The following is a 20,742-nucleotide window of genomic DNA, read 5'->3' as shown; positions in this document are numbered from 1 at the left end:
TGTAAATGTTATAATAACGGTATTAATCTTTTGGGAGGTCGTCATGACACAGAAAGTAATACCGTATAACATAGGGTTAGATATTGGAACTAATTCAGTAGGTTGGGCAGTTACTGACAATGAAAATAAATTATTACATATTAAAGGACACAATGGAATTGGTGTTCGATTATTTAAAGAAGGACAATCAGCGGCTGAAAGATGTGGTTTTAGAACTACAAGAAGACGATTATCCCGGAGAAAGTGGCGGTTGCGTTTATTAAACGAAATTTTTGCTGATAAAATTGCAAAAGTTGATCCTAGCTTTTTTGCAAGATTGAAACAATCAAATGTTTCACCAAAAGATCCGAACAAAACTATGTTTGGAAATATTTTATTTGATAATGGAAATTTAAATGATAAGTCTTTTCATGATGAGTATAAGACTATTTATCACTTGCGACAGTCAATTATTGATCATCCAGAAAAGAAGTTTGATATTAGATTAATTTATTTAGCAATGCATCATATTATTAAATATCGTGGTCATTTTTTGAATCAAGCAAATGTTCAAGATTTTAAAGGTGGAAAAATTGATTTAGAAGAATCTTTTAAAGATTTAAATAGTATTTTTGAAAATCAAGGTCGTGACTTACGATTGGTTACTGAAGATGCTAATAAATATGTAAAAGAACTTAGCGACAATTCAAAAACTAGAAATGACCGGCAGAAAGAATTATCAAAAGTTTTGTACATTCCAATTGATAAAAATTCTGATAAAAACAATAAAAAGGTTACCACTGAAATAATAAAAGCTATTTTAGGTATGAAAGCAAAATTTGATGTTATTTTTGGGATTGATGCTGAAAATGCCAAAGAATGGAGCTTAACTTTTAATAGTGATGATTTTGACGATAAAATTGAAGGATTATCAGCTCAAATGACCGATGAAGCTGGGGAAATCCTTTTGATTTTAAAAGAACTTTATTTTGCTTTAAACTTATCTGATATTTTAAATAACTCGGTTACTGATAAAAATGCTAAAACTTTATCTGAAGCGATGATTAATCGTTATGATGATCATAAGGAACAATTAACCATGTTGAAACAGGTTATTGATAACTCTGACAAAAAGCATGCTAAAGCATTAAAAGCTGCCTATTCAGCTTATATTGATGGTGAAAATAATAAAAAAATTTCTTTTGAAGATTTAAGAAAACGAATTCAAAAGAATTTAGATAATTCAGAAACCTCAAAGAAAATAAATGATTTATTGGAACATGATTATTTTTTACCAAAGCAACGTTCTAAAGAAAACGGTGCAATTCCACATCAATTACAACAACAAGAGTTGGATAAAATTATTGAAAGTCAAAAGCATTATTATCCCTTTCTGGCTGAATTAAATCCTAATGAAAAACGTAGTCGACAAGCTAAATATAAACTTGATGAATTAGTTGCTTTCCGAGTTCCTTATTATGTGGGTCCGATGGTGAAAGCCACTGAAAATAATCAGAGTAATAACGGTAAGTTTGCCTGGATGATTAAGAATGATAATATTTCAGATAAACTTAAAAAAGAAGAAATTACTCCTTGGAACTTTGATAAAAAGGTTGACCGAACTGAAACGGCGACTAAGTTCATTACTAGAATGACTACAACTGATACATATTTAATTGGTGAGCCAGTTTTACCCAAGAATAGTTTGTTATACCAAAAGTTTGTAGTTTTAAATGAATTGAATAATTTAAAAATTAATAAACAACCAATTACACCCGAACAAAAGCAATATGTTTATGAGCATGTTATGAAACAAACTAAACGTGTCTCATTGAAAAAAATTGCGGATGCTCTAGTGATTAAAGGTGATTATCCTTATGCACCAGAAATAACGGGAACAACAGACCAAAAAAATATGAATAATGGTCTATCAACATACATTGATTTAGCTAAAATATTTGGCGATGAGTTAGATGATATTGATAGAAAAGAAGATTTTGAAAAAATAATTGAATGGTCGACTATTTTTGAAGATCAGCATATCTTTGCTTTAAAACTTAAAGAGATTAAATGGCTTACCGAAGACCAACGTAAACAAGTAGTTAAACTTCGTTACCAAGGTTGGGGTAAACTATCTAAAAAATTACTTGCCGATTTAGTTGATGATAATGGTCAGCGTATTATTGACCTTTTGTGGGATTCAAAGCAAGACTTTATGCAAATTGTAAATCAAAATTCATTTAAGCAAGCCATAGCAGAACACAATGGCGCTCATTTAGAAGAAAAAGATTTAAAAGATATTATTAATAATTTGTATACATCTCCACAAAATAAAAAAGCTATCCGACAAGTCATTTTAGTTGTTGATGACATCATTAGGGCTGTTGGGTATGAACCAGTTAATATTATGATGGAATTCGCTCGTGAAGATTCTAAAGACCATCGCTTAACCAATTCTCGAAGTCGTCAATTAGAAAAGGTTTATAAAGATATTACTAATAGTTGGTTTGATGACGATAATGTTAAAGATGAATTAAAAGATAAGATTAAAGATAAAGCTAAATTTACTGATCGTTTATATCTCTATTTTACCCAAGGGGGAAAAGATTTATATACTGGTGAACCTTTAGATATTGATAATCTATCTAATTATCAAATTGATCATATTTTGCCACAATCATTTATTTTAGATAATTCTTTAGACAATCGGGTTCTTACTTCTAAGATAAATAATCAAATTAAAAAGGATAACTTGCCGGGTGAATTTTTTGGTTCTAAAATGCATAATTTTTGGAAACATTTGAAAGAATTACATTTAATTAGTAATAAAAAATACTATAATTTAACGCTTACTCCTAACTCAATTAGTAAATTTAATAATCAAGGACGTTTTATTAATCGTCAGTTAGTCGAAACAAGACAAGTGATTAAATTAGCTGCTGAAATACTCCATAACCGTTATTCTGAAGAAAATGGAACTAACATTGTGACAGTTAAAGCTAACTTAACTCACCATATGCGAGAAAAATTTAATTTTTATAAGAACCGAAATGTTAATGATTATCATCATGCGTTTGATGCATATTTAGCTGCCTTTGTAGGGAATTGGCTCTTACAACAATATCCTAAGTTAAAACCATATTTTGTGTATGGTGATTTTGCTAAAACTGAAATTGATAATTTGAAATCATTTAATCTGATTTATAAGTTTGAACAAGCTCATCAATTAAATGAAGAAGATGGAAAAATTGCTAAAGATACGGATGCTTTATTAGGTTATATGAAAAATGTCTATCACTTTAAGAAAATGTTGGTTACTAAAGAATTGGAAACCAATCATGGCAATTTGTTTAAACAAACTTTATATCCCTCCCATGGTAAGATGAAAAATTTAATTAATCCAAAAGAAAATAGGTCAAGTGATATTTATGGTGGATATTCTTCAGAAACAGGAGCTTATGTTTCTTTAATTAAAGTATTTAAAAAGAATAAAATTGAAAACAAGATTATCAAAATTCCCTTACTGTATATTGATAAATTGAATAGGCAGGCAAACGCTAAGCAATTTATAAGAAATTTTATAATTAAAGATGATTCAAATAAATTTGATATCTTATCAGAAAAAATATTTCTTAATCAATTAGTAATTGATGGTGATGAGTTGTTTACAATTTCTGGGAGTGGAGATAGACAAAATGCTCAGCAATTAATTTTATCTGATAAATCACTGAAAATTTTATCTAAAAACATTAATGTAATTAGTAAGAATGATTTAATTATTATTTTTAATGAAATTATTGATGATATTTGTAAATATATGAAAATGTATGAAGTTGAGAATTCAGATGAAACAAAAGCTAAGTTTGAAGAAATTAATGATAAAGATCGTATGTTAAAAATAATAAATGATTTATTACTAGGTTTACATGCAAATGCTTCTAGGTCTAATCTATCTTCTATTGGTCTATCTCCAAGTTTTGGTAGATTTTTTAGCGGTAATGCTGGAATTAAATTAAGTGAAAATGCAAAATTTATTTATCAATCACCAACAGGTTTATTTTCAAGAAAAGTTAAAATTTCTGATTTGTAAAATGAAAAAGACAGCTATCAGATAATTGATAGCTGTCTTTTGTATATGTATGGCCCTTAAGGGCTCAAAAGATAAAACTCAGCATAAGGCTTTGTTTGATTTTAACTCAGTACGTCATTCTAATGAGATTAAAATGTTGGCATTCCAACCAACAAAATAAATATAACTATTATTAGTTAAAAAGTCAAGGAGAACATCGTATGGGATGGAGAACAGTAGTAGTTACTCAGCATGCAAAAATATCATATTCAGGAAGAAGGATTATCGTTCAAACGAATGCTGCGATTAATGAAATACCGATTGATGATATTGAGATATTAATGATTAGTACAACTCAAGCAGTAATTACTTCACGAGCAATTAGTGAATTAGCAAAAATGTCGGTAAGCGTAGTTTTTTCAGATACAACTGGGGAGCCAGTTTGTGAAACCGTTGATTATATGCCAAATAATCGGAGCGTTTCATTATTACATAAACAATTTGAATGGGATAAAAGTAGGAAAGAACTTTTATGGACTTGGATTGTTACTGAAAAAATTAAAATGCAAATTGAAATTTTGCAAAAGAAAAGAATTAACACTGAAGATTTAGATTATGAATTTCGAAAAATTGAAATTGATGATCTTACGAATAGAGAAGCAGTCGTTGCTAGAAAATATTTTCCATTATTATTTGAAGAAGGCTTTGAGCGAAGAACATTTAATCCATATAACGCTGCTTTGAATTATGGATATTCCATTTTATTATCATTTGTTAATCGAAATATTGTTACTAATGGATGTTTAACTCAATTAGGAATTCATCATAAAAATGATGAAAATCAGTTTAATCTTGGTTCTGATTTAATGGAACCATTTCGTCCAATTATCGATTGGTGGGTTAGTGAACAAGAAATTAAAGAGCTTTCATCTGACATTAAAATAGGATTAATAGATTTATTTAATCTAGAAATAAAATTCAATGGTAAGAGAACAATTTTACGGAATGCCTTAAAGACTCATGTTGCTAATTGTATAAAATATTTAAATGGTGAAAAAGACGAAGTAAAGATTGAGGTGGAATTAGGAGATGAGATATCGCGTAATGAGATTAATAGTAATGTTTGATTTGCCTGTTGATACAAGTGAAGAAAGACGAAATTATCGCAAATTTCGTAAAGAATTAATAAATGAAGGATTTTTAATGATTCAATACTCAGTTTATGCTCGAGTTTGTGTTAGCAAACAATCTGCTAAATTTACTGAAAATCGAATTAGAACTTTTTTACCAGCTAAAGGATTAATTCAAACTTTAATGGTGACAGAAAAACAATATAACAGTATGCACTTTTTAATTGGTGATAAAAAAGACGATGTTCGTAATACATCGGATCGGACGGTGGTAATTTGAAACTTACTATTTATCCACAAAAACCATTTGTCATTGAAAATGGAATATTAACTGTTTTACAAACAAACAATTCAAAATTTTATAGTGATTTAATCATAGGATTAAGTCGTCATAATAATATCATTGTTAGTGATAATGACGGAATTATTGATACACAAGAAAATTTAGTATATTTAGACAATGTTATTTCTAATCCGAATTTGTTTTTACCATTCAAATTAAAATTAGAAAATTTAATTATTGAAGATTTAAATGAAAATGAAAGACAGAGACTTTTTCAATTGGACAGAGAAATTAAAAGTATTTTTTTAGGTGCTTCATATTTAGAAGATATTCCAATGTCGATTGACGAAGAGTGGAGTTTAAAAAAGCTGTATAAATACAGTGGAATCGACGTTTTGAAATCGGCAATCGATAATCCATATGATATAATTAAAGTAGTTCTTAATTCATATAAAAAGTTTTATCCTAAAAAACTAATTGTTCTTAATGTTTTATTTAATTATCTCGATTCCAGTCAAATTAGTAATTTGATTCAGATGATTAAAGATTTAGATTTGTATGTATTAATATTAAACTTTTCTAGTCAACCATATTCCAAGTTGTTTGAAAAGTGCCGTTATTACAGTGTTGATAGTGATTTTGTGAGATTTGATCGCTAGATAGGGTAATATTACAGACGGTTTTAGAAGTACGTCATTCTAATGAGATTAAGAACATTACACTTATTATCATATGTAAGCATATGGTTTTAGAAGTACGTCATTCTAATGAGATTAAGAACTAATATATCCAGGGTTTGAATTAATTTCTTGTTTTAGAAGTACGTCATTCTAATGAGATTAAGAACCTGATTGTTTTCCAATTCGACCAAGAAGTGGGTTTTAGAAGTACGTCATTCTAATGAGATTAAGAACCCCTTAAATAATCTATGATGAATGTCCTTAGTTTTAGAAGTACGTCATTCTAATGAGATTAAGAACTGAATTCGACCCATTTGTTGTTCCAGTAGGGTTTTAGAAGTACGTCATTCTAATGAGATTAAGAACCAGCCACCAAATCATAATTCAGGTGGGAGCGTTTTAGAAGTACGTCATTCTAATGAGATTAAGAACTAATGAACGTTTCATTAATTCATCAGCTTGTGTTTTAGAAGTACGTCATTCTAATGAGATTAAGAACCAGTTGTACCATCATACCACCAATTTTCGGGTTTTAGAAGTACGTCATTCTAATGAGATTAAGAACGGTCCAGAAGAAATCACAACTCCTTCTGGAGTTTTAGAAGTACGTCATTCTAATGAGATTAAGAACTCCATTAGATATAGTTAACTTTAAAGCGTAGTTTTAGAAGTACGTCATTCTAATGAGATTAAGAACCTAAGGTATGAAATAGTTCCATCTTTGCGCAGTTTTAGAAGTACGTCATTCTAATGAGATTAAGAACCTGTTGCCGATAAGATTAAAACTTTAAAGCGTTTTAGAAGTACGTCATTCTAATGAGATTAAGAACTGGCAACTAGAAAGATTGCGTTAACGGATCGTTTTAGAAGTACGTCATTCTAATGAGATTAAGAACCGTACCAAATTTCTGTGTATCGTTCTTTTGGTTTTAGAAGTACGTCATTCTAATGAGATTAAGAACTTTTTCAGCGGTTCTTGTCTGGAATGCAAAGTTTTAGAAGTACGTCATTCTAATGAGATTAAGAACATTAATAAAAAATTAATAGAACACGAACGAGTTTTAGAAGTACGTCATTCTAATGAGATTAAGAACAATACGTTTCACGCGCACCTCAAAGACAGCGTTTTAGAAGTACGTCATTCTAATGAGATTAAGAACACGCAGCCGCTGATTTAAAGAATGCTGGTCGTTTTAGAAGTACGTCATTCTAATGAGATTAAGAACTCTTAAGAATTATATGTTGAATTCAACAATGTTTTAGAAGTACGTCATTCTAATGAGATTAAGAACCTAACAGGATCTACAACAGCTTGACACATTGTTTTAGAAGTACGTCATTCTAATGAGATTAAGAACTGGGCGGACAGCAATTTTAGTCCGGAGACGGTTTTAGAAGTACGTCATTCTAATGAGATTAAGAACTACGTTAACAACTAATGAAGCTATACGCAAGTTTTAGAAGTACGTCATTCTAATGAGATTAAGAACAAATTAAGTAAAGAGATCAACTTACCGCAAGTTTTAGAATTACGTCATTCTAATGAGATTAAGAATTTACATTAAATTAACAATAATGTTTTTTCTATAAATGTTATAATTATATTATTAATCTTTGAATGTTACATCATTGATTAAAAAATCATCATTTAATTTAAGGAGCTTGAACATGTCTACTTTAACCACTATTGCTGGTATTTTAATCATACCGCTTTCATTTCGTTTATAGTTTGGTTAGTTAAGAAAGTTATGAAAAAAACAACTAAATATTCTGGCTGGTACGCCTTGATTGTAGGGATTGTTGGAATTATTATGTGGGTTATTGCAAATCCAATTTAAGTAGCGTTATTCATTTACGGTACACATTCTATTCTAGATGTGTATCGTATTTTTATTTGAAGATTAAAAATTAGGCACCCTTGAGCAAAGAACAAGAATCGTGTTTTATAAATATGGTATTCTAGTATAAATAAAAGTAGCTTATCACATAATGATAAATCCAAAAGGAGTTTTAAAAATGGCTGACAAACAATTTATTGCTAACAAAGTACTAGAAAAGGAAAGACAAGTAATTGGTACGACTCCAGACGAAAACAAAGATACGGTTGATTTTAGAGTGGCAGTAGCTCTAGGTAACAACAGTTCATACTATTTAGACTCTACTAAATGTTCTAAAAGTAGTTTGGGTAACTTATATACTTCTTGGTTAACAACTTACATTAACTCTCCAGCGATTATTAAATCGAGCAACAAAATGGTCACTAGTTTTATCAATGACTATGATTTTCGTGATGATGTTGATGACGCTTTTAATGAAACTTTCCAAAAGTATCTGAATGGCGAAATGAGTATTGATGATATTAAGCAAACTTTGATGGATTAATTTTTATGCGTCGAAGGATTAAAAATATTATTTTTGACCAGCGTATCAAATATTTATTTTGGGGTGTTTTAACCACTCTGGTGTATTTTGTTGTCAGAATTATTTCAATGTCATTTTTCTCGAATCCTGAAATTCCAGTTGTGATTTCAGAAACTGTTTCTATCATCTTTGCTTTTTTAGTGAATAAGTTTTTCGTTTTTAATACTGAAAAACAGTCTAAAGAGCTAACTAGCCAGATAGTTGATTTCTTTATTGGCAGAGGGATTGCATTTGGAATTGACTTTGTTTTGACTTACTTACTGATTCAAAAATTTGCTGATTTTTTCATAAAATTAATTGGATTAAATCGAATTGATTATCATGCTCAAATTTTTCAAATACCCTTGATTCATAATCATCTTGGTAGTCCAGAGTTAATAAACAGTTTTCTTGTGATTATTTTCATTCAAATTGTTATCATCATTTTTAATTACTTTATATCTAAATATTGGGCATTTAAATAGTGTCCAATCGTTTTACTCATGCTAAAATAATTTGATATGTATGAAAAACAAATTAAAAGGATGAGATAGCATGCAACTGGAATTATATCTAAAGCAATTTTACGCAGGTTTTCGCAAAACCTTTAGTATCAAAAATAATTTTCATGATATTAAATCGTTTCAAAAAAGTACTAAGATTATTTTAATGATTAATCTGCTTGTGACTTTCATAACATTTGGAGTTAGTCATGAGTTTTCGAGCTGGATTGGCTGGGTTTCGTTATTTGCTAGTATTTTTAGTTTAGTTAATCTAATGCTGTGCGATGAAGGCAAGATTACTAATTATAGTTGGGGTTTGTTAGAATCTCTGTTATTTTTACTGATTGATGTTGAAAATCGATTAATTGGTGATTTAGCTACCAATATTTATTATCTAATCACGCAAACTCTGGGGATTTTCTTTTGGGGCAACTTATTAAGCCAACAAGATCAGCAAACAAAAATTAATCCCCGCAAACTAACTAAATTACAATTGTTTCTGTTAGGAATTGGGTTAGTGGTTATTTATGTCGTTGTCATTATAATTAGCAAAAAGCTGAATGGGACCCAGATTTATTTAGATGCCACGATATTACCACTTAGTATTGTCGGCATGATTTTAATGATTGGTGGCTATCGATTTCAGTGGGTGATTTGGATTGCGTGGGATATCGTTTCTTTAATCATTTGGTTTCGACAATTCCAAAGCTTGAGTCCCGCGTCAGCTTCGATGTTAGCATTAGAAGTCATGAAATTAGTTAACGGTTTTTATGGTGCCTACATGTGGTTTTTCAAAAACAAAGCGGCAAATACTGATTAAGAACGGAGCAAGTTATTATGGTCACTTTTTTTGCAATTCTGCTATTGTTAATTTTATTTGGATCTTGGTTTATTAAATCGGATTGTTGTAGTTCGATTATCTTTTTGATTGTTTTCTTATTCCTGATTAGTTTGTTCATTAATCTAGTATGGTTATGGCTGCCAATTATTTTGATTCTGATTGTGTTGGCTTTATTTACAGGTCGGCATGGTTAATTAAATAAAAGGATGACAGAAAAGGTTAGTTACCTAACTAATTTCTGTCATCCTTTTTGTTTATGATTAGTTTATTGAGCAGTGTATCCGCCATCGACTACCATTTCAGAGCCAGTAGTAAATGCTGATTCATCCGAAGCTAAGTAAACACAGGCATAAGCGATATCGTCCGGTTTACCAAGATGTCCCATCGGAGTTTTACTTCTTTGTGACATATATTGATCAAGTTCGTCAGAGATCATGGGAGTTTTGATATAACCGGGATTGACACAGTTAACTCGAACTCCATAGTCTTTTAACGCACAATCAAGGGCAGCTGATTTCGACATCATTTTTACTCCGCCCTTAGAAGCATTATAAGCACCTAAAATAGGATCGCCGACGATTCCTTCAATTGATGAAATGTTGATGATTGAAGCACCATTGTTTTTATTTTTCATTTGACGAATTCCTTCGCGGATGCCATAAAAAGTTCCTGTTAAATCAATGCCAATTACTTTTTGCCATTCTTCATCAGTTGTCTCTTCAATTGATTTGCCAATTCCGATTCCGGCGTTATTGACTAAGGTAGTTACGGGTCCAAAATCATCTTTGGTTTCGGCAAAAATTTCTGTCCAGCGTTCCGAATTTGATACATCTTGTTTTTTAAATTTAACGCTATCAGGAAATTCTTGATTGATAGCAGTTGCAGCCTTGTTACCTTCAGTTTCATTTCTTGCAGTAATCACTACTGCGGCACCTTCTTGAGCAAATCGACGTGCTGTTGCAAAACCAATTCCTTTGGAACCACCAGTAATAATTGCAACTTTTCCTGTTAATCTCTGACTCATTTTCAACGAACCCTTCTAATTTTAATACTATATTTACAATCTTAATTGTAAACTTATTAATGAACAATGATATTTTTTTGCTCAGTATACTAGCATTATTATGAATAGTGTTACTTTAATTGACAGATTAAAAGGTCAATGGTAATCTAGTGACACGGTGTCACTTTTGAAAAGAATAGGAAGCGAAGTTATGCCAAGTCAAACATTTGATAATTTATCACACGAAAAACAGATTCGAATTCAAAAAGCCTTGCTAGATGAATTCTCGCATTATTCATTAGCAGAGGCTCAGGTAGCACGGATTGTAAAGGAAGCAAAGATTGCTCGTGGCGCTTTTTATAAGTATTTTGCTGATTTAACTGATGCTTATCAATACGAATTTAAAATGGTCATGCGTGAGATTCATCGGCCATTGAAAGGCGGACAAACTAAACTTAGTCCAAATGCAATTTTAACTATGATTAGCGATTTCATTAATGAAAGTGAAAACGCTCATGTTCGTGAGTTTGTGACCCTATATTATCAAAAGAATCGTTACTTATTGTCACCTTCGCAAGCAGAACTGGAGTTATCTGGTTCTAAATGGGGAGTCAGTATTTTAATTCATCAGACGATTCGCGATATTTTATTGCAGCCGCAGCAGCAACCCTTTTTTTTACGACGCCTCAAAGAAAATTTAGAAAAACTTTCATAAGGAGTAGGTTATGTTTTTAGCATTAAAAGAGATTAAACACTATAAGTTAAGGTATGGCTTGATTGTAACAATGATTGTTTTAATTAGTTATTTAATCTTTATTTTGACTAGTTTAGCAGTCGGGCTTTCAACCCAGAATACGAAAGCCATTGATTCTTGGAAACCACAGCGGATTGTTTTGAATAAAGATTCAAACATTAATATTAGTCGTTCTGTTATTACTAAGGAACAGGGTAAGAATTTAAAAATTAATCCGAAACAAGATGCCTATGTGGGAAACGCTCCCGTGGTTTCATCTGCTAAAGATCGATCTCGGGTTTCAGCACAGTTTGTTGGACTTGATCCACATCAATATATTTATCAGAATTTGAAATTAACGTCTGGACATAAGGCTCAGAAAAATCATCAAGTAGTAGTTGATACCCAGTTTCAACAAAATGGATATCATTTAGGCGACAAAATCAAACTTAATTCTGATAATCACTCTTACGAAATTGTTGGGTTTACTAAGAATGCTAAATTAAGTATTGCTCCCGTCGTGTATGGAAGTATGGATGATTGGCGACAACTGCACAATTTAACTAGCGACTTTTTATGTAGTGCAGTGATTAGTAAAAATGCTGATTACAAGGCACACAATAGTGATTTACATGCTTATTCGGCTAAAAAGGTAATTGATGAATTACCTGGTTATCAAGCGCAAAACTCGATCTTTACGTTTATGATTGCCTTTTTAATGATTATTTCGCTGATTGTGATTGCTGTTTTCTTATATATTTTAACGATGCAGAAACTAGAAAATTATGCAGTGTTAAGGGCTCAGGGAATTCCTGCGGGAGTTTTAGTACGAGCAACTTTATTTCAGACTTTTATTTTAGTAATAAGCGGGATTGTGATTGGAGTCGTATTAACCTTGCTTACTACTATGGCATTAGGAAACTCGGTCCCAGTTGCTTGTGATCCGCTGATTATGTCGACAACTGTGATTGGATTATTAGTTACCTCAATGTTAGGTGCTTTAATCCCATCGATTATGATTCTAAAAGTCGACCCGGCAGATGCGATTGGAGGTTAATAATGGACGCAATTAAATTAACAAATGTTAGTAAAAGTTTTGGTCAAGCAGATAATCGGTTTCAAGTGCTTGATAATATTAATTTCACTAGTAAACGAGGGGAAGTAAACATTATTACTGGTCCGTCTGGATCAGGGAAAAGTACACTACTTACCATTATGGGAGCTTTGCGTGATCCCGATGAGGGCACAGTTTTATTGGAAAATGAAAAGGTTGCTAATCTAAGTGCAAAGGCTCGGGATCAGTTTCGTTTAAATCAAATTGGTTTTATTTTACAGGCACATACGCTGGTTCCTTATTTGACGGTTCGTGATCAGTTTGTCTTAGTTGATAAGGTTCGACCAGAAGGAAATATGTCAGCTGCGGAATTGCAGAACTTGACTGATCGATTAGGGGTTAGCCGAGTAGTCGATCATTTCCCCAACGAATTGTCTGGTGGACAAAGTCAACGAGTCGCAATTATTCGTGGAATTTACACAAAACCCAATATTATTTTAGCTGATGAACCAACGGCGTCATTAGATGAACAACGGGTGACTGAAGTTTGTCAATTATTGTCAGATTTAGCTAAAAAAGAAAATAAAACAGTGGTGGTTGTGACACATGATGAGCGAGTAAATCAATATGCTGACCATATTTATGAATTGGTAGATGGTCATCTTTCAGAAAAATAGTAAAAAAGCGTTCTAGCTTATTAATTAAGCTAGAACGCTTTTTGTATGTGATGAATTATTTATTTCGTAATGTAATCCCCAATAAATTGATAACCAAAACCGCGCACAGTTTTAATGATGGTTGGTTTCTTAGGATCTTTTTCAATTTTATCACGAAGATGACTGATATGAATATCGACCATCCTTGTCGTTTGAGAAATATCATAATAATCTCCCCAAACACCTTCTAGCAACTGTTGCCGACTTAATACTTGAGAATCGTGTTTAATCAAATATAGGAGTAATTTTAGTTCTTTGGGAGTTAAACCTAAGTCTTTGTGATTTTTAAAAGCCTTATATTTTTGTTGGTCGATAACTACATCATCAATAATGATTTTGGGCTGTGTGGGTAATTTTGGTGCGTTTTCAGGAACAACTAATTGTTGATATAATTTTTGTTTTTGCTCTAGGCGTGCGATTAATTCTAAGTATGAATAGGGTTTGATTAAATAATCATCAAAACCGGCTTGTAATACCTGTAACACGTTGTTTTTGTCATTATCTAACATTAGGATTGGAATCTGATATGTATTTCTGATTTTAGTTAGTTCAGCTTGATAATCAGCATAAGGAAAAGTTGTTAAATCCCAAAAAATCCCGACGCTTTTCTTTTGCAGCATCACGGTTTTAAAATGTTTCATTGAATCAAGTGTATCGACGAAATATTCCTGTTCATTAAAAGTCTGACTAAAATCAATTGCTAAGCGTAAATGGCTTGTTACTAACGTTACGTGCTGCAAGTCGTCACCTCGGATTTTAATTTACGTAATCTTTACATAAAGTCAACATTAACTTTACATGAAGTAATTATACTTAGTTTTGTAATTAAATAAAGCAATTACTAGGAGGTTGCTGATGCATTACCAAAGATTATTGCCAATATGTTTGGCGGCAGTTGGAATTTTGATGTTAACCGGCTGTGGCAGCAAAAATAAACAAAATACGGTTACTGCCGTAGGATCAACAGCAATGCAGCCGCTGGTTCAAAAAGCCGGTAGCGATTATCAGGCTGAACATCCCAAAGTTAGTATCACAGTTCAAGGCGGTGGTTCTGGAACTGGCTTAAGTCAGGTTGAAACTGGGGCCGTTAATATCGGCGATTCTGATATTTTTGCCGAACAAAAAGATGGAATTCATGCCAAGAAGCTGATTGATCATCAAGTAGCAGTCGTCGGAATTGCGCCAATTACTAATCCAAAAAATGGGGTTAATAATCTTTCGGAAAAACAATTGGAAAATATCTTTCTTGGAAAGATCAAAAATTGGAAAGAAGTCGGCGGAAAAGATTTACCTATTATTGTAATTAATCGAGCACAAGGTAGCGGTACCCGTTCCACATTTGAAAAGAGTGTTTTAAAAGGCAAAGATGCCGTTAAGAGTCAGGAACAGGATTCAAACGGAACGGTACAAAAAATTGTGGAAAATACTCCAGGAACAATCAGTTATTTGTCATTACCATATCTAAATAATCAAGTTAAGGTTTTAAGCGTTGATCATATTCAGCCTAATTATCAAAATATTACAACCAACCGTTGGAAAATCTGGTCATATGAACATATGTATACCAACAAACAACCTAGTCCAACTACCAAAAAATTTATTGCTTACATTATGTCCAAACCAACTCAGCAAAAATTAGTTAAAGCAGCTGGTTACGTCAGTATTCATGATATGAAAGTTCAAATGGATGCTGCGGGTAAAGTAACGCATAAACCTAAATAGGAGGGTGCTTGAAATGAATAAAATGCAGCAAAGGCTTTTACATCCCAGCAAAGCCACACGTCAAGACCGGTTTGGTAAAACGATTAGTTTGATTTGTATCGGTTTTATCATGATTCTAACCGTCTCCATCATTGGCTTCATTGCCATTCATGGGTTAGCGACCTTTTTTGAAAATCATGTTTCTGTGATGCAATTTATTTTTAGTAGTAACTGGAATCCAGGTCAGTTAGGTAAGAATGGTCAACCGCAAGTTGGAGCCTTTGCCATGATTGTTGCTTCATTTGCTGTTACTCTGCTTGCAGCAATTTTAGCCACGCCTTTTGCCATCGCAGTTGCTTTGTATATGACTGAATTAGCTCCCAAACGTGGTGCAAAAATGTTACAGCCAGTCATTGAATTACTAGTGGGAATCCCTTCCGTGGTTTATGGATTCATCGGCTTGGTAGTAATTGTACCTGCCATTCGTTCTGTATTTGGCGGAACCGGATTTGGAATTTTAGCCGGGTCGATTGTCCTGTTCGTCATGATTTTACCAACTATCACTTCTTTGACCATTGATAGCCTGCAACAAGTGCCAGATCATTATCGCAAGGCATCACTTGCTTTAGGAGCAACTAAATGGCAGACGATTTATAAGGTAATCTTGAGAGCCGCCTTACCAGGAATTTTAACTGCAATTGTCTTTGGAATGGCTCGAGCATTTGGGGAAGCCTTAGCCGTACAAATGGTAATTGGAAATGCTGCTTTGACACCAACTAGTTTAACCTCACCCACGGCAACTTTAACCAGTCAGCTGACTTCACAAATGGGGGACACGATTATGGGGACTTTGCCAAATAATGCATTGTGGTCATTGGCCTTAGTACTTTTAATCATGTCGGTGATTTTTAACTTGTTAATCAAAGTGGTTGGAAAACGGGGAGAAATGAAAAAATGAAAAACTCAGTAAATAAGAAGGCAGAGCATGCCAATCAAATTGCTTTATTAATCATCAAAGCGATGGTTGGAGTGGTCGTTTTAATCTTAATGGCCTTATTGGGATATATTCTGATAACTGGAATTCCAAATGTTTCATGGCACTTTTTGACATCACCTTCCAAAGATTTTGGAGCTGGCGGCGGAATTGTCAATGAATTATTTAACTCGGTTTATATTTTGATAATTACGCTGGTAATTTCATGTCCGTTGGCATTAGGAGCTGGGATTTATCTGGCAGAGTTTGCAAAGCCATCATTTTTAACTAATACGATGCGAACAACGATTGAAGTGTTAAGTTCGTTGCCTTCGATTGTGATTGGTCTGTTTGGATATTTAGTTTTAGTAATTAAGTTTCAGTTTGATTTTTCCATTATATCGGGGGCATTTGCTTTAATGTTTGTAAATATTCCCTTGCTAACTAGAAATACAGAAGAATCACTAAAAGCTGTCTCGCATTCTCAGCGTGAAGCAGGTTGGGCACTTGGCTTATCAAAGTGGCGGACAATTTTAAAAATTATTTTGCCAGCCGCTGTTCCAGGTTTAGTAACCGGAATTATTTTGAGTGCTGGAAGGATTTTTGGCGAAGCAGCTGCTTTGATTTTCACTGCGGGTCAAAGTACTCCTGTGATTAGTTACGCTAATTGGAATCCATTCAGTTCTACCAGTTTTTTGAATCCGATGCGTCCAACTGAAACTTTGGCAGTTCATATTTGGAAATTAAATACTGATGGAATCACGCCAGATGCCACGCAAATTTCTAGTGGAGCTTCCGCAGTTTTAATCATCGTTATTTTGTCAATTATTTTACTTTCCCGTTTTCTAGGTAATTACTTATACAAGAAAATGAGCGGCACGAAGTAAAGAAAGGAATTTCCAGTGAATAAATATACTTTATCGGAAAATTATCTGACAGAAATTACCGATCCAATTGCAATTGAAACTAAACATCTTAATGTATTTTATGGAAAAAAACAGGCAACGTTTGATGCCAATTTGAAATTTCCTAAGCATAAAATTACAGCGTTAATTGGAGCTTCAGGTTCAGGAAAATCAACTTTTTTAAGAAGTTTAAATCGTTTAAATGATGAGATTGCGACAGTTACAGGTGAAATTAAATATCAGGATATTGATATTAACAGAAAAAATATTAATGTTTACGAAGTTCGTCGTCAGATTGGAATGGTTTTTCAACATCCCAATCCCTTTGCTAAATCAATTTACGAAAATATTGCGTTTGCACTCCGCCAAAACGGAATGACCGATAATCTAGATCAGCGTGTTGAAAAAAGCTTGAAAGATGCCGCTCTCTGGGATGAGGTTAAGGATAAGTTAACGACTAGTGCACTTTCCTTGTCAGGTGGGCAACAGCAGCGACTGTGCATTGCGAGGGCGATTGCCGTTCAGCCGGACATTTTATTGATGGACGAACCTACCAGTGCGTTAGATCCGATTTCTAGTCGTAAAATTGAAACAACTATGCAAGAGTTAAAAAAGAACTACACCATTATTATTGTGACGCATAATATGCAACAAGCTGCCAGAGCTAGTGATTTAACAGCCTTTTTCCATTTAGGACATGTGATTGAATATAACCGGACTAAAAAATTATTTACGACTCCCAAAATGCCGGCAACTGAAGACTACATTTCCGGACACTTTGGTTAACTAGGAGGATATGATGACTACTAACGAAACGGTAATTACAACCAAAGATGTACGCTTGTATTATGGCGAACACGAGGCTTTACACGGCATTAATCTTGATTTTCAAAAAAGTCAGATCACAGCTTTGATTGGACCATCTGGATGTGGGAAATCAACTTATCTGCGTTGTTTAAATCGAATGAACGACTTAATTCATGACGTGACAATTACAGGTAGTTTTAAAATTGATGGTCATGATATTTATCGCCCGCAACAAGACGTGGTTTCATTACGCAAAAAAGTTGGGATGGTATTTCAACAGCCCAATCCCTTTCCTTTTTCAGTGTATGATAATGTAGCATATGGATTGCGCGTGCAGGGAATTAAAGACAAAAAAATAATTTCACAAAAAGTTGAAGAAAGTTTAAAACAAGCGGCAGTGTGGGATGAAGTAAAGGACGATTTAACTAAAAATGCCCTTTCGTTTTCAGGCGGACAACAACAGCGGATTTGTATTGCCAGACTTTTAGCGGTTAAACCAGATGTGATTTTATTAGATGAACCAACCAGTGCGTTAGATCCGATTTCCAGTGCTAAAATTGAAGAAATGCTATTGCAGATTAAAGACCAATATACGATTATTATTGTGACCCACAGTATGCAGCAGGCATCACGAATTTCCGATAAAACGGCATTTATGCTCAACGGTGATTTAGTGGAATACGGCGATACAAAAAAAATCTTTTTGAATCCGGAACAGGAAGCGACTAGTGATTATTTAAATGGTAAATTTGGTTAGTTAAGCCAACAGGGGGGCAAAATTATGAGTACAGTATTTGAAGACCGATTAGAAAAATTACGTCAAAATTTCACTGACATGGGCGTTGACGTGAGCGAACAGATATATCAATCGACTAAGTCTTACATTGATCATGATGTGAAACTGGCACAACAAGTAATTGATGGTGACGGTGAGGTAAACGGCAACGAAATCAAACTGGAAAAACACGCCATGGATTTAATTGCTTTACAACAACCAGTTGCCACTGATTTTCGTGTGATTATTAGTTATTTAAAATCCAGTACTGATTTGGAACGAATTGGGGATAATGCGGTGGGGATTGCAAAAGAAACTATTCAAGCTAAAGGAAATCCTCGGATGCCTGATGTTGAAGAAGTAATTGCTAAAATTACGAAACACATTCGTAAAATGTTAGAGCAGGTTTTGGAAGCTTATACTACTTTTGATGCTCTAATTGCTCCGACAATTGTCCAAGAAGATCACAAAATTGACGAATATTATCAAACCACTCGGAAGGTAATTACTACTGGGATTCTTGCTAATCCAGAAACAGCAATAGCGGCATCTAGTTATTTAATGGTAATTAGATTATTAGAACGAATTGGTGATCATATTGTTAATTTGGCTGAATATCTTGTTTATTGTGAAACTGGTAAGGTAGTGGAATTGGGCGAAACAGACCAGCAATTAAGTTAATCTTTATCGCCTACTTTTTATTAGTGACCTTGCATCTGTAACCATCAAGTAATTAAGTGTAAATAAATTTCTTTTTTGTAGTACAATCATTAAAAGTACATTTATGTTGAAAGAGGTTGGATTATGTCGTATTCTGTAGGTTTTTCCCAGTCGTTGGAGATTTTATTTTACATTGAATTAAAAACAAAAATGGGAGCAGAGACATATTTGACCATTCAACAAATTGCGGAAACTTTAAATATCCCGATTCCCAGTGTTAAAAGACTGGTAGGAATGTTAAAAAAGGCAAATTTAATTGATTCCAAAAAGGGAACTAAAGGTGGTTTGGCTTTGGCCAAAGCTGCTGATGAGATTCGTTTTTATGATGTTTTTGAAGCAATTGAAGGTTCGACGGCACTTTTTAAAATGTATGATGACTTTAATCCAGAATCGTTTAATCATCAGTCAGAAGCTAAATATATGTTGAACCAAATTAAAGCTATTTTAAACACTACTGAGAAGCAAATGTTAAATGAACTAAAGCAAAAAACATTGGCAGATCTTTTTAATCATTGAAATTAAATAAAGTGCTGACTAGCTAGTTTTCACTGCTAATCAGCACTTTATTATTTTTGTGGATATGCCTGTTCCCAAAACTCTAATTCCCACTGGCAGCTATCTAAAAAGTAAGCTTCGGCTTGGCATAATTCATCGGTGGTTGCCTTGCTAGCTAGTTGGTCAATTCGGTTAAAGAAATGTTTTGACATGTCAATATCTTCACTATTAGTTTTTCCATAAAATTCAATCCATTCCGTAAACGGATTATTTTTACCAGTTTTTCCTTCTATAATCATTTGTTTGACTAATACTGAATAGGTCCAGGGACAAGGAGTCAAAGCTGCTAGGGTATTTAAGAGTGAACCTGAATCGGCAGATGACTGCATGTGATTTAAATAACCTTTGGTAATCTTGCCCACTGGCTTATTTGATTGTTGTTCATAGTCGACTCTAGCAATTTCACAAAACATTTCGTGAGGTGAATGTTCATGACCGATTTCAGTTTCCGTGTTTTTCATTAATTGGGTTTCTTGGGCATCATTAAGGTTGTCTACTAATGATTGATAGGTAGCAATAAACCCTTTTAAATATTGTTCGTCTTGTTGGACATATTTTAACAAGGCTGTTTTAGGAACGTAACCGTCTCGAATCCCTGTGACAAACGGATGATGATTGATGTTTGTCATAATTGGTATAGCCTGCTGCTTCAATTGTTCTGAAAAAGATGGTTGTTGCATCATGATTACCTCCATAAATTACTTGGGGGAAATAAAAAAAGCCCCCAATAATTTGAGGACTTAAGATTTATTTACATAGCAAAATAGAGTATTCCTATCATATGTAACGTTTCCCTTCGCTAGTATTAACTAGAGCAGGTTCAACGGGTATCATCTCAGCTGAAAAATCAGCACCCCAAACTATTTAGTTTTAAATACTTTGTTAGTATAACGATAAAACAAGAGTTTAACAACT

At 33.2% G+C, this 20,742-nt stretch carries 21 protein-coding genes, 1 CRISPR repeat array and 1 riboswitch; of the genes, 18 read left to right on the top strand and 3 right to left on the bottom strand.

Annotated features, from left to right (window positions below):
- The first annotated feature begins 43 nt into the window (after positions 1 to 43).
- The 8 genes from cas9 (at position 44) to BHU33_RS07455 (ending at position 10,079) form a co-directional block, all read left to right on the top strand.
- Positions 44 to 4,069 (top strand): type II CRISPR RNA-guided endonuclease Cas9, encoded by a 4,026-nt coding sequence (cas9, locus tag BHU33_RS05675; protein ID WP_054646658.1) that lies wholly within the window; start codon positions 44 to 46, stop codon positions 4,067 to 4,069.
- Between the two features lie 200 nt (positions 4,070 to 4,269).
- A complete protein-coding gene (gene cas1, locus BHU33_RS05670) occupies positions 4,270 to 5,175 on the top strand; it encodes a type II CRISPR-associated endonuclease Cas1 (RefSeq protein ID WP_054646659.1) in 906 nt (301 codons plus the stop codon).
- Positions 5,153 to 5,458 (top strand): CRISPR-associated endonuclease Cas2, encoded by a 306-nt coding sequence (gene cas2, locus BHU33_RS05665; RefSeq protein ID WP_054646660.1) that lies wholly within the window; start codon positions 5,153 to 5,155, stop codon positions 5,456 to 5,458. Before cas1 ends, cas2 begins: the two co-directional genes overlap by 23 nt.
- Entirely contained in the window at positions 5,455 to 6,120 is a 666-nt protein-coding gene (csn2, locus tag BHU33_RS05660; protein ID WP_054646661.1) for a type II-A CRISPR-associated protein Csn2, read from the top strand. The genes cas2 and csn2 overlap by 4 nt, the downstream gene beginning before the upstream one ends.
- Positions 6,121 to 6,140: 20 nt before the next feature.
- Positions 6,141 to 7,697: a CRISPR direct-repeat array (repeat unit 36 nt; unit sequence GTTTTAGAAGTACGTCATTCTAATGAGATTAAGAAC).
- A 460-nt stretch (positions 7,698 to 8,157) separates the two neighbouring features.
- Positions 8,158 to 8,523: a hypothetical protein gene (locus tag BHU33_RS05655; protein ID WP_054646781.1), complete on the top strand. Its 366-nt coding sequence runs from the start codon at positions 8,158 to 8,160 to the stop codon at positions 8,521 to 8,523.
- 5 nt (positions 8,524 to 8,528) lie between these two features.
- Entirely contained in the window at positions 8,529 to 9,026 is a 498-nt protein-coding gene (locus BHU33_RS05650) for a GtrA family protein (RefSeq protein ID WP_054646782.1), read from the top strand.
- Between the two features lie 70 nt (positions 9,027 to 9,096).
- On the top strand, positions 9,097 to 9,864 hold the full coding sequence (gene pnuC, locus BHU33_RS05645) for a nicotinamide riboside transporter PnuC (protein WP_054646783.1): 768 nt from the start codon (positions 9,097 to 9,099) through the stop codon (positions 9,862 to 9,864).
- 17 nt (positions 9,865 to 9,881) lie between these two features.
- Positions 9,882 to 10,079, top strand: a complete 198-nt coding sequence (locus tag BHU33_RS07455) for a hypothetical protein (protein WP_141117424.1) — start codon at positions 9,882 to 9,884, stop codon at positions 10,077 to 10,079.
- 71 nt (positions 10,080 to 10,150) lie between these two features.
- Here BHU33_RS07455 and BHU33_RS05640 read toward each other — a convergent pair whose 3' ends face one another.
- Positions 10,151 to 10,909 carry a glucose 1-dehydrogenase gene (locus BHU33_RS05640; RefSeq protein ID WP_054646817.1) on the bottom strand — a complete coding sequence of 253 codons (759 nt, stop codon included), beginning with the start codon at positions 10,907 to 10,909 and terminating at the stop codon, positions 10,151 to 10,153.
- A gap of 190 nt (positions 10,910 to 11,099) precedes the next feature.
- Between BHU33_RS05640 and BHU33_RS05635 the strand changes: the two genes are divergently transcribed.
- The 3 genes from BHU33_RS05635 to BHU33_RS05625 are packed head-to-tail and all read left to right on the top strand — an operon-like array spanning position 11,100 to position 13,352.
- On the top strand, positions 11,100 to 11,603 hold the full coding sequence (locus BHU33_RS05635; RefSeq protein ID WP_054646784.1) for a TetR/AcrR family transcriptional regulator: 504 nt from the start codon (positions 11,100 to 11,102) through the stop codon (positions 11,601 to 11,603).
- A gap of 10 nt (positions 11,604 to 11,613) precedes the next feature.
- Positions 11,614 to 12,678: an ABC transporter permease gene (locus tag BHU33_RS05630; RefSeq protein WP_054646785.1), complete on the top strand. Its 1,065-nt coding sequence runs from the start codon at positions 11,614 to 11,616 to the stop codon at positions 12,676 to 12,678.
- 2 nt (positions 12,679 to 12,680) lie between these two features.
- Entirely contained in the window at positions 12,681 to 13,352 is a 672-nt protein-coding gene (locus BHU33_RS05625; RefSeq protein WP_054646786.1) for an ABC transporter ATP-binding protein, read from the top strand.
- A 59-nt stretch (positions 13,353 to 13,411) separates the two neighbouring features.
- Here the strand turns inward: BHU33_RS05625 and BHU33_RS05620 are convergent, their stop codons facing one another.
- Complete coding sequence (locus BHU33_RS05620) at positions 13,412 to 14,131, bottom strand: winged helix-turn-helix domain-containing protein (RefSeq protein ID WP_054646787.1); 720 nt, start codon at positions 14,129 to 14,131, stop codon at positions 13,412 to 13,414.
- Positions 14,132 to 14,246: 115 nt separating this feature from the next.
- Between BHU33_RS05620 and BHU33_RS05615 the strand changes: the two genes are divergently transcribed.
- From BHU33_RS05615 to BHU33_RS05585, 7 genes are all read left to right on the top strand, one after another.
- A complete protein-coding gene (locus tag BHU33_RS05615; protein WP_054646788.1) occupies positions 14,247 to 15,113 on the top strand; it encodes a phosphate ABC transporter substrate-binding protein in 867 nt (288 codons plus the stop codon).
- 13 nt (positions 15,114 to 15,126) lie between these two features.
- On the top strand, positions 15,127 to 16,050 hold the full coding sequence (pstC, locus tag BHU33_RS05610; RefSeq protein WP_054646789.1) for a phosphate ABC transporter permease subunit PstC: 924 nt from the start codon (positions 15,127 to 15,129) through the stop codon (positions 16,048 to 16,050).
- On the top strand, positions 16,047 to 16,952 hold the full coding sequence (gene pstA, locus BHU33_RS05605) for a phosphate ABC transporter permease PstA (protein WP_054646790.1): 906 nt from the start codon (positions 16,047 to 16,049) through the stop codon (positions 16,950 to 16,952). The genes pstC and pstA overlap by 4 nt, the downstream gene beginning before the upstream one ends.
- Before the next feature lie 15 nt (positions 16,953 to 16,967).
- Positions 16,968 to 17,756: a phosphate ABC transporter ATP-binding protein PstB gene (pstB, locus tag BHU33_RS05600; protein ID WP_054646791.1), complete on the top strand. Its 789-nt coding sequence runs from the start codon at positions 16,968 to 16,970 to the stop codon at positions 17,754 to 17,756.
- A 13-nt stretch (positions 17,757 to 17,769) separates the two neighbouring features.
- Positions 17,770 to 18,534 carry a phosphate ABC transporter ATP-binding protein PstB gene (pstB, locus tag BHU33_RS05595; protein ID WP_078775191.1) on the top strand — a complete coding sequence of 255 codons (765 nt, stop codon included), beginning with the start codon at positions 17,770 to 17,772 and terminating at the stop codon, positions 18,532 to 18,534.
- 24 nt (positions 18,535 to 18,558) lie between these two features.
- Positions 18,559 to 19,233 carry a phosphate signaling complex protein PhoU gene (gene phoU, locus BHU33_RS05590; RefSeq protein WP_054646793.1) on the top strand — a complete coding sequence of 225 codons (675 nt, stop codon included), beginning with the start codon at positions 18,559 to 18,561 and terminating at the stop codon, positions 19,231 to 19,233.
- Between the two features lie 123 nt (positions 19,234 to 19,356).
- Positions 19,357 to 19,788: an Rrf2 family transcriptional regulator gene (locus tag BHU33_RS05585; RefSeq protein ID WP_054646794.1), complete on the top strand. Its 432-nt coding sequence runs from the start codon at positions 19,357 to 19,359 to the stop codon at positions 19,786 to 19,788.
- 50 nt (positions 19,789 to 19,838) lie between these two features.
- On the opposite strand, the gene BHU33_RS05580 is transcribed toward BHU33_RS05585, so the two are convergent.
- Positions 19,839 to 20,510, bottom strand: coding sequence for a TenA family protein (locus BHU33_RS05580; protein WP_159442464.1), 672 nt, complete (start codon positions 20,508 to 20,510; stop codon positions 19,839 to 19,841).
- A gap of 91 nt (positions 20,511 to 20,601) precedes the next feature.
- A riboswitch (TPP riboswitch) is annotated at positions 20,602 to 20,695 on the bottom strand.
- Positions 20,696 to 20,742 lie beyond the last annotated feature (47 nt).

Origin of the sequence: Fructilactobacillus lindneri DSM 20690 = JCM 11027 (assembly GCF_002907375.1) — a bacterium.
GTDB lineage: Bacteria > Bacillota > Bacilli > Lactobacillales > Lactobacillaceae > Fructilactobacillus > Fructilactobacillus lindneri.
The sequence above is the reverse complement of the archived record's forward strand: the minus strand, read 5'-3'. Positions and strand labels throughout refer to the sequence as shown.

Bases quoted from the DNA above. Each gene is read 5' to 3' on its own strand.
- pnuC (WP_054646783.1), top strand. From the start codon at position 9,097: ATGCAACTGGAATTATATCTAAAGCAATTTTACGCAGGTTTTCGCAAA.
- BHU33_RS05640 (WP_054646817.1), bottom strand. From the start codon at position 10,909: ATGAGTCAGAGATTAACAGGAAAAGTTGCAATTATTACTGGTGGTTCC.
- phoU (WP_054646793.1), top strand. From the start codon at position 18,559: ATGAGTACAGTATTTGAAGACCGATTAGAAAAATTACGTCAAAATTTC.
- BHU33_RS07455 (WP_141117424.1), top strand. From the start codon at position 9,882: ATGGTCACTTTTTTTGCAATTCTGCTATTGTTAATTTTATTTGGATCT.
- BHU33_RS05615 (WP_054646788.1), top strand. From the start codon at position 14,247: ATGCATTACCAAAGATTATTGCCAATATGTTTGGCGGCAGTTGGAATT.
- BHU33_RS05650 (WP_054646782.1), top strand. From the start codon at position 8,529: ATGCGTCGAAGGATTAAAAATATTATTTTTGACCAGCGTATCAAATAT.
- pstB (WP_078775191.1), top strand. From the start codon at position 17,770: ATGACTACTAACGAAACGGTAATTACAACCAAAGATGTACGCTTGTAT.
- cas1 (WP_054646659.1), top strand. From the start codon at position 4,270: ATGGGATGGAGAACAGTAGTAGTTACTCAGCATGCAAAAATATCATAT.
- BHU33_RS05635 (WP_054646784.1), top strand. From the start codon at position 11,100: ATGCCAAGTCAAACATTTGATAATTTATCACACGAAAAACAGATTCGA.
- BHU33_RS05585 (WP_054646794.1), top strand. From the start codon at position 19,357: ATGTCGTATTCTGTAGGTTTTTCCCAGTCGTTGGAGATTTTATTTTAC.
- pstC (WP_054646789.1), top strand. From the start codon at position 15,127: ATGAATAAAATGCAGCAAAGGCTTTTACATCCCAGCAAAGCCACACGT.
- cas9 (WP_054646658.1), top strand. From the start codon at position 44: ATGACACAGAAAGTAATACCGTATAACATAGGGTTAGATATTGGAACT.
- BHU33_RS05580 (WP_159442464.1), bottom strand. From the start codon at position 20,510: ATGATGCAACAACCATCTTTTTCAGAACAATTGAAGCAGCAGGCTATA.
- BHU33_RS05630 (WP_054646785.1), top strand. From the start codon at position 11,614: ATGTTTTTAGCATTAAAAGAGATTAAACACTATAAGTTAAGGTATGGC.
- BHU33_RS05655 (WP_054646781.1), top strand. From the start codon at position 8,158: ATGGCTGACAAACAATTTATTGCTAACAAAGTACTAGAAAAGGAAAGA.
- BHU33_RS05625 (WP_054646786.1), top strand. From the start codon at position 12,681: ATGGACGCAATTAAATTAACAAATGTTAGTAAAAGTTTTGGTCAAGCA.
- pstA (WP_054646790.1), top strand. From the start codon at position 16,047: ATGAAAAACTCAGTAAATAAGAAGGCAGAGCATGCCAATCAAATTGCT.
- cas2 (WP_054646660.1), top strand. From the start codon at position 5,153: ATGAGATTAATAGTAATGTTTGATTTGCCTGTTGATACAAGTGAAGAA.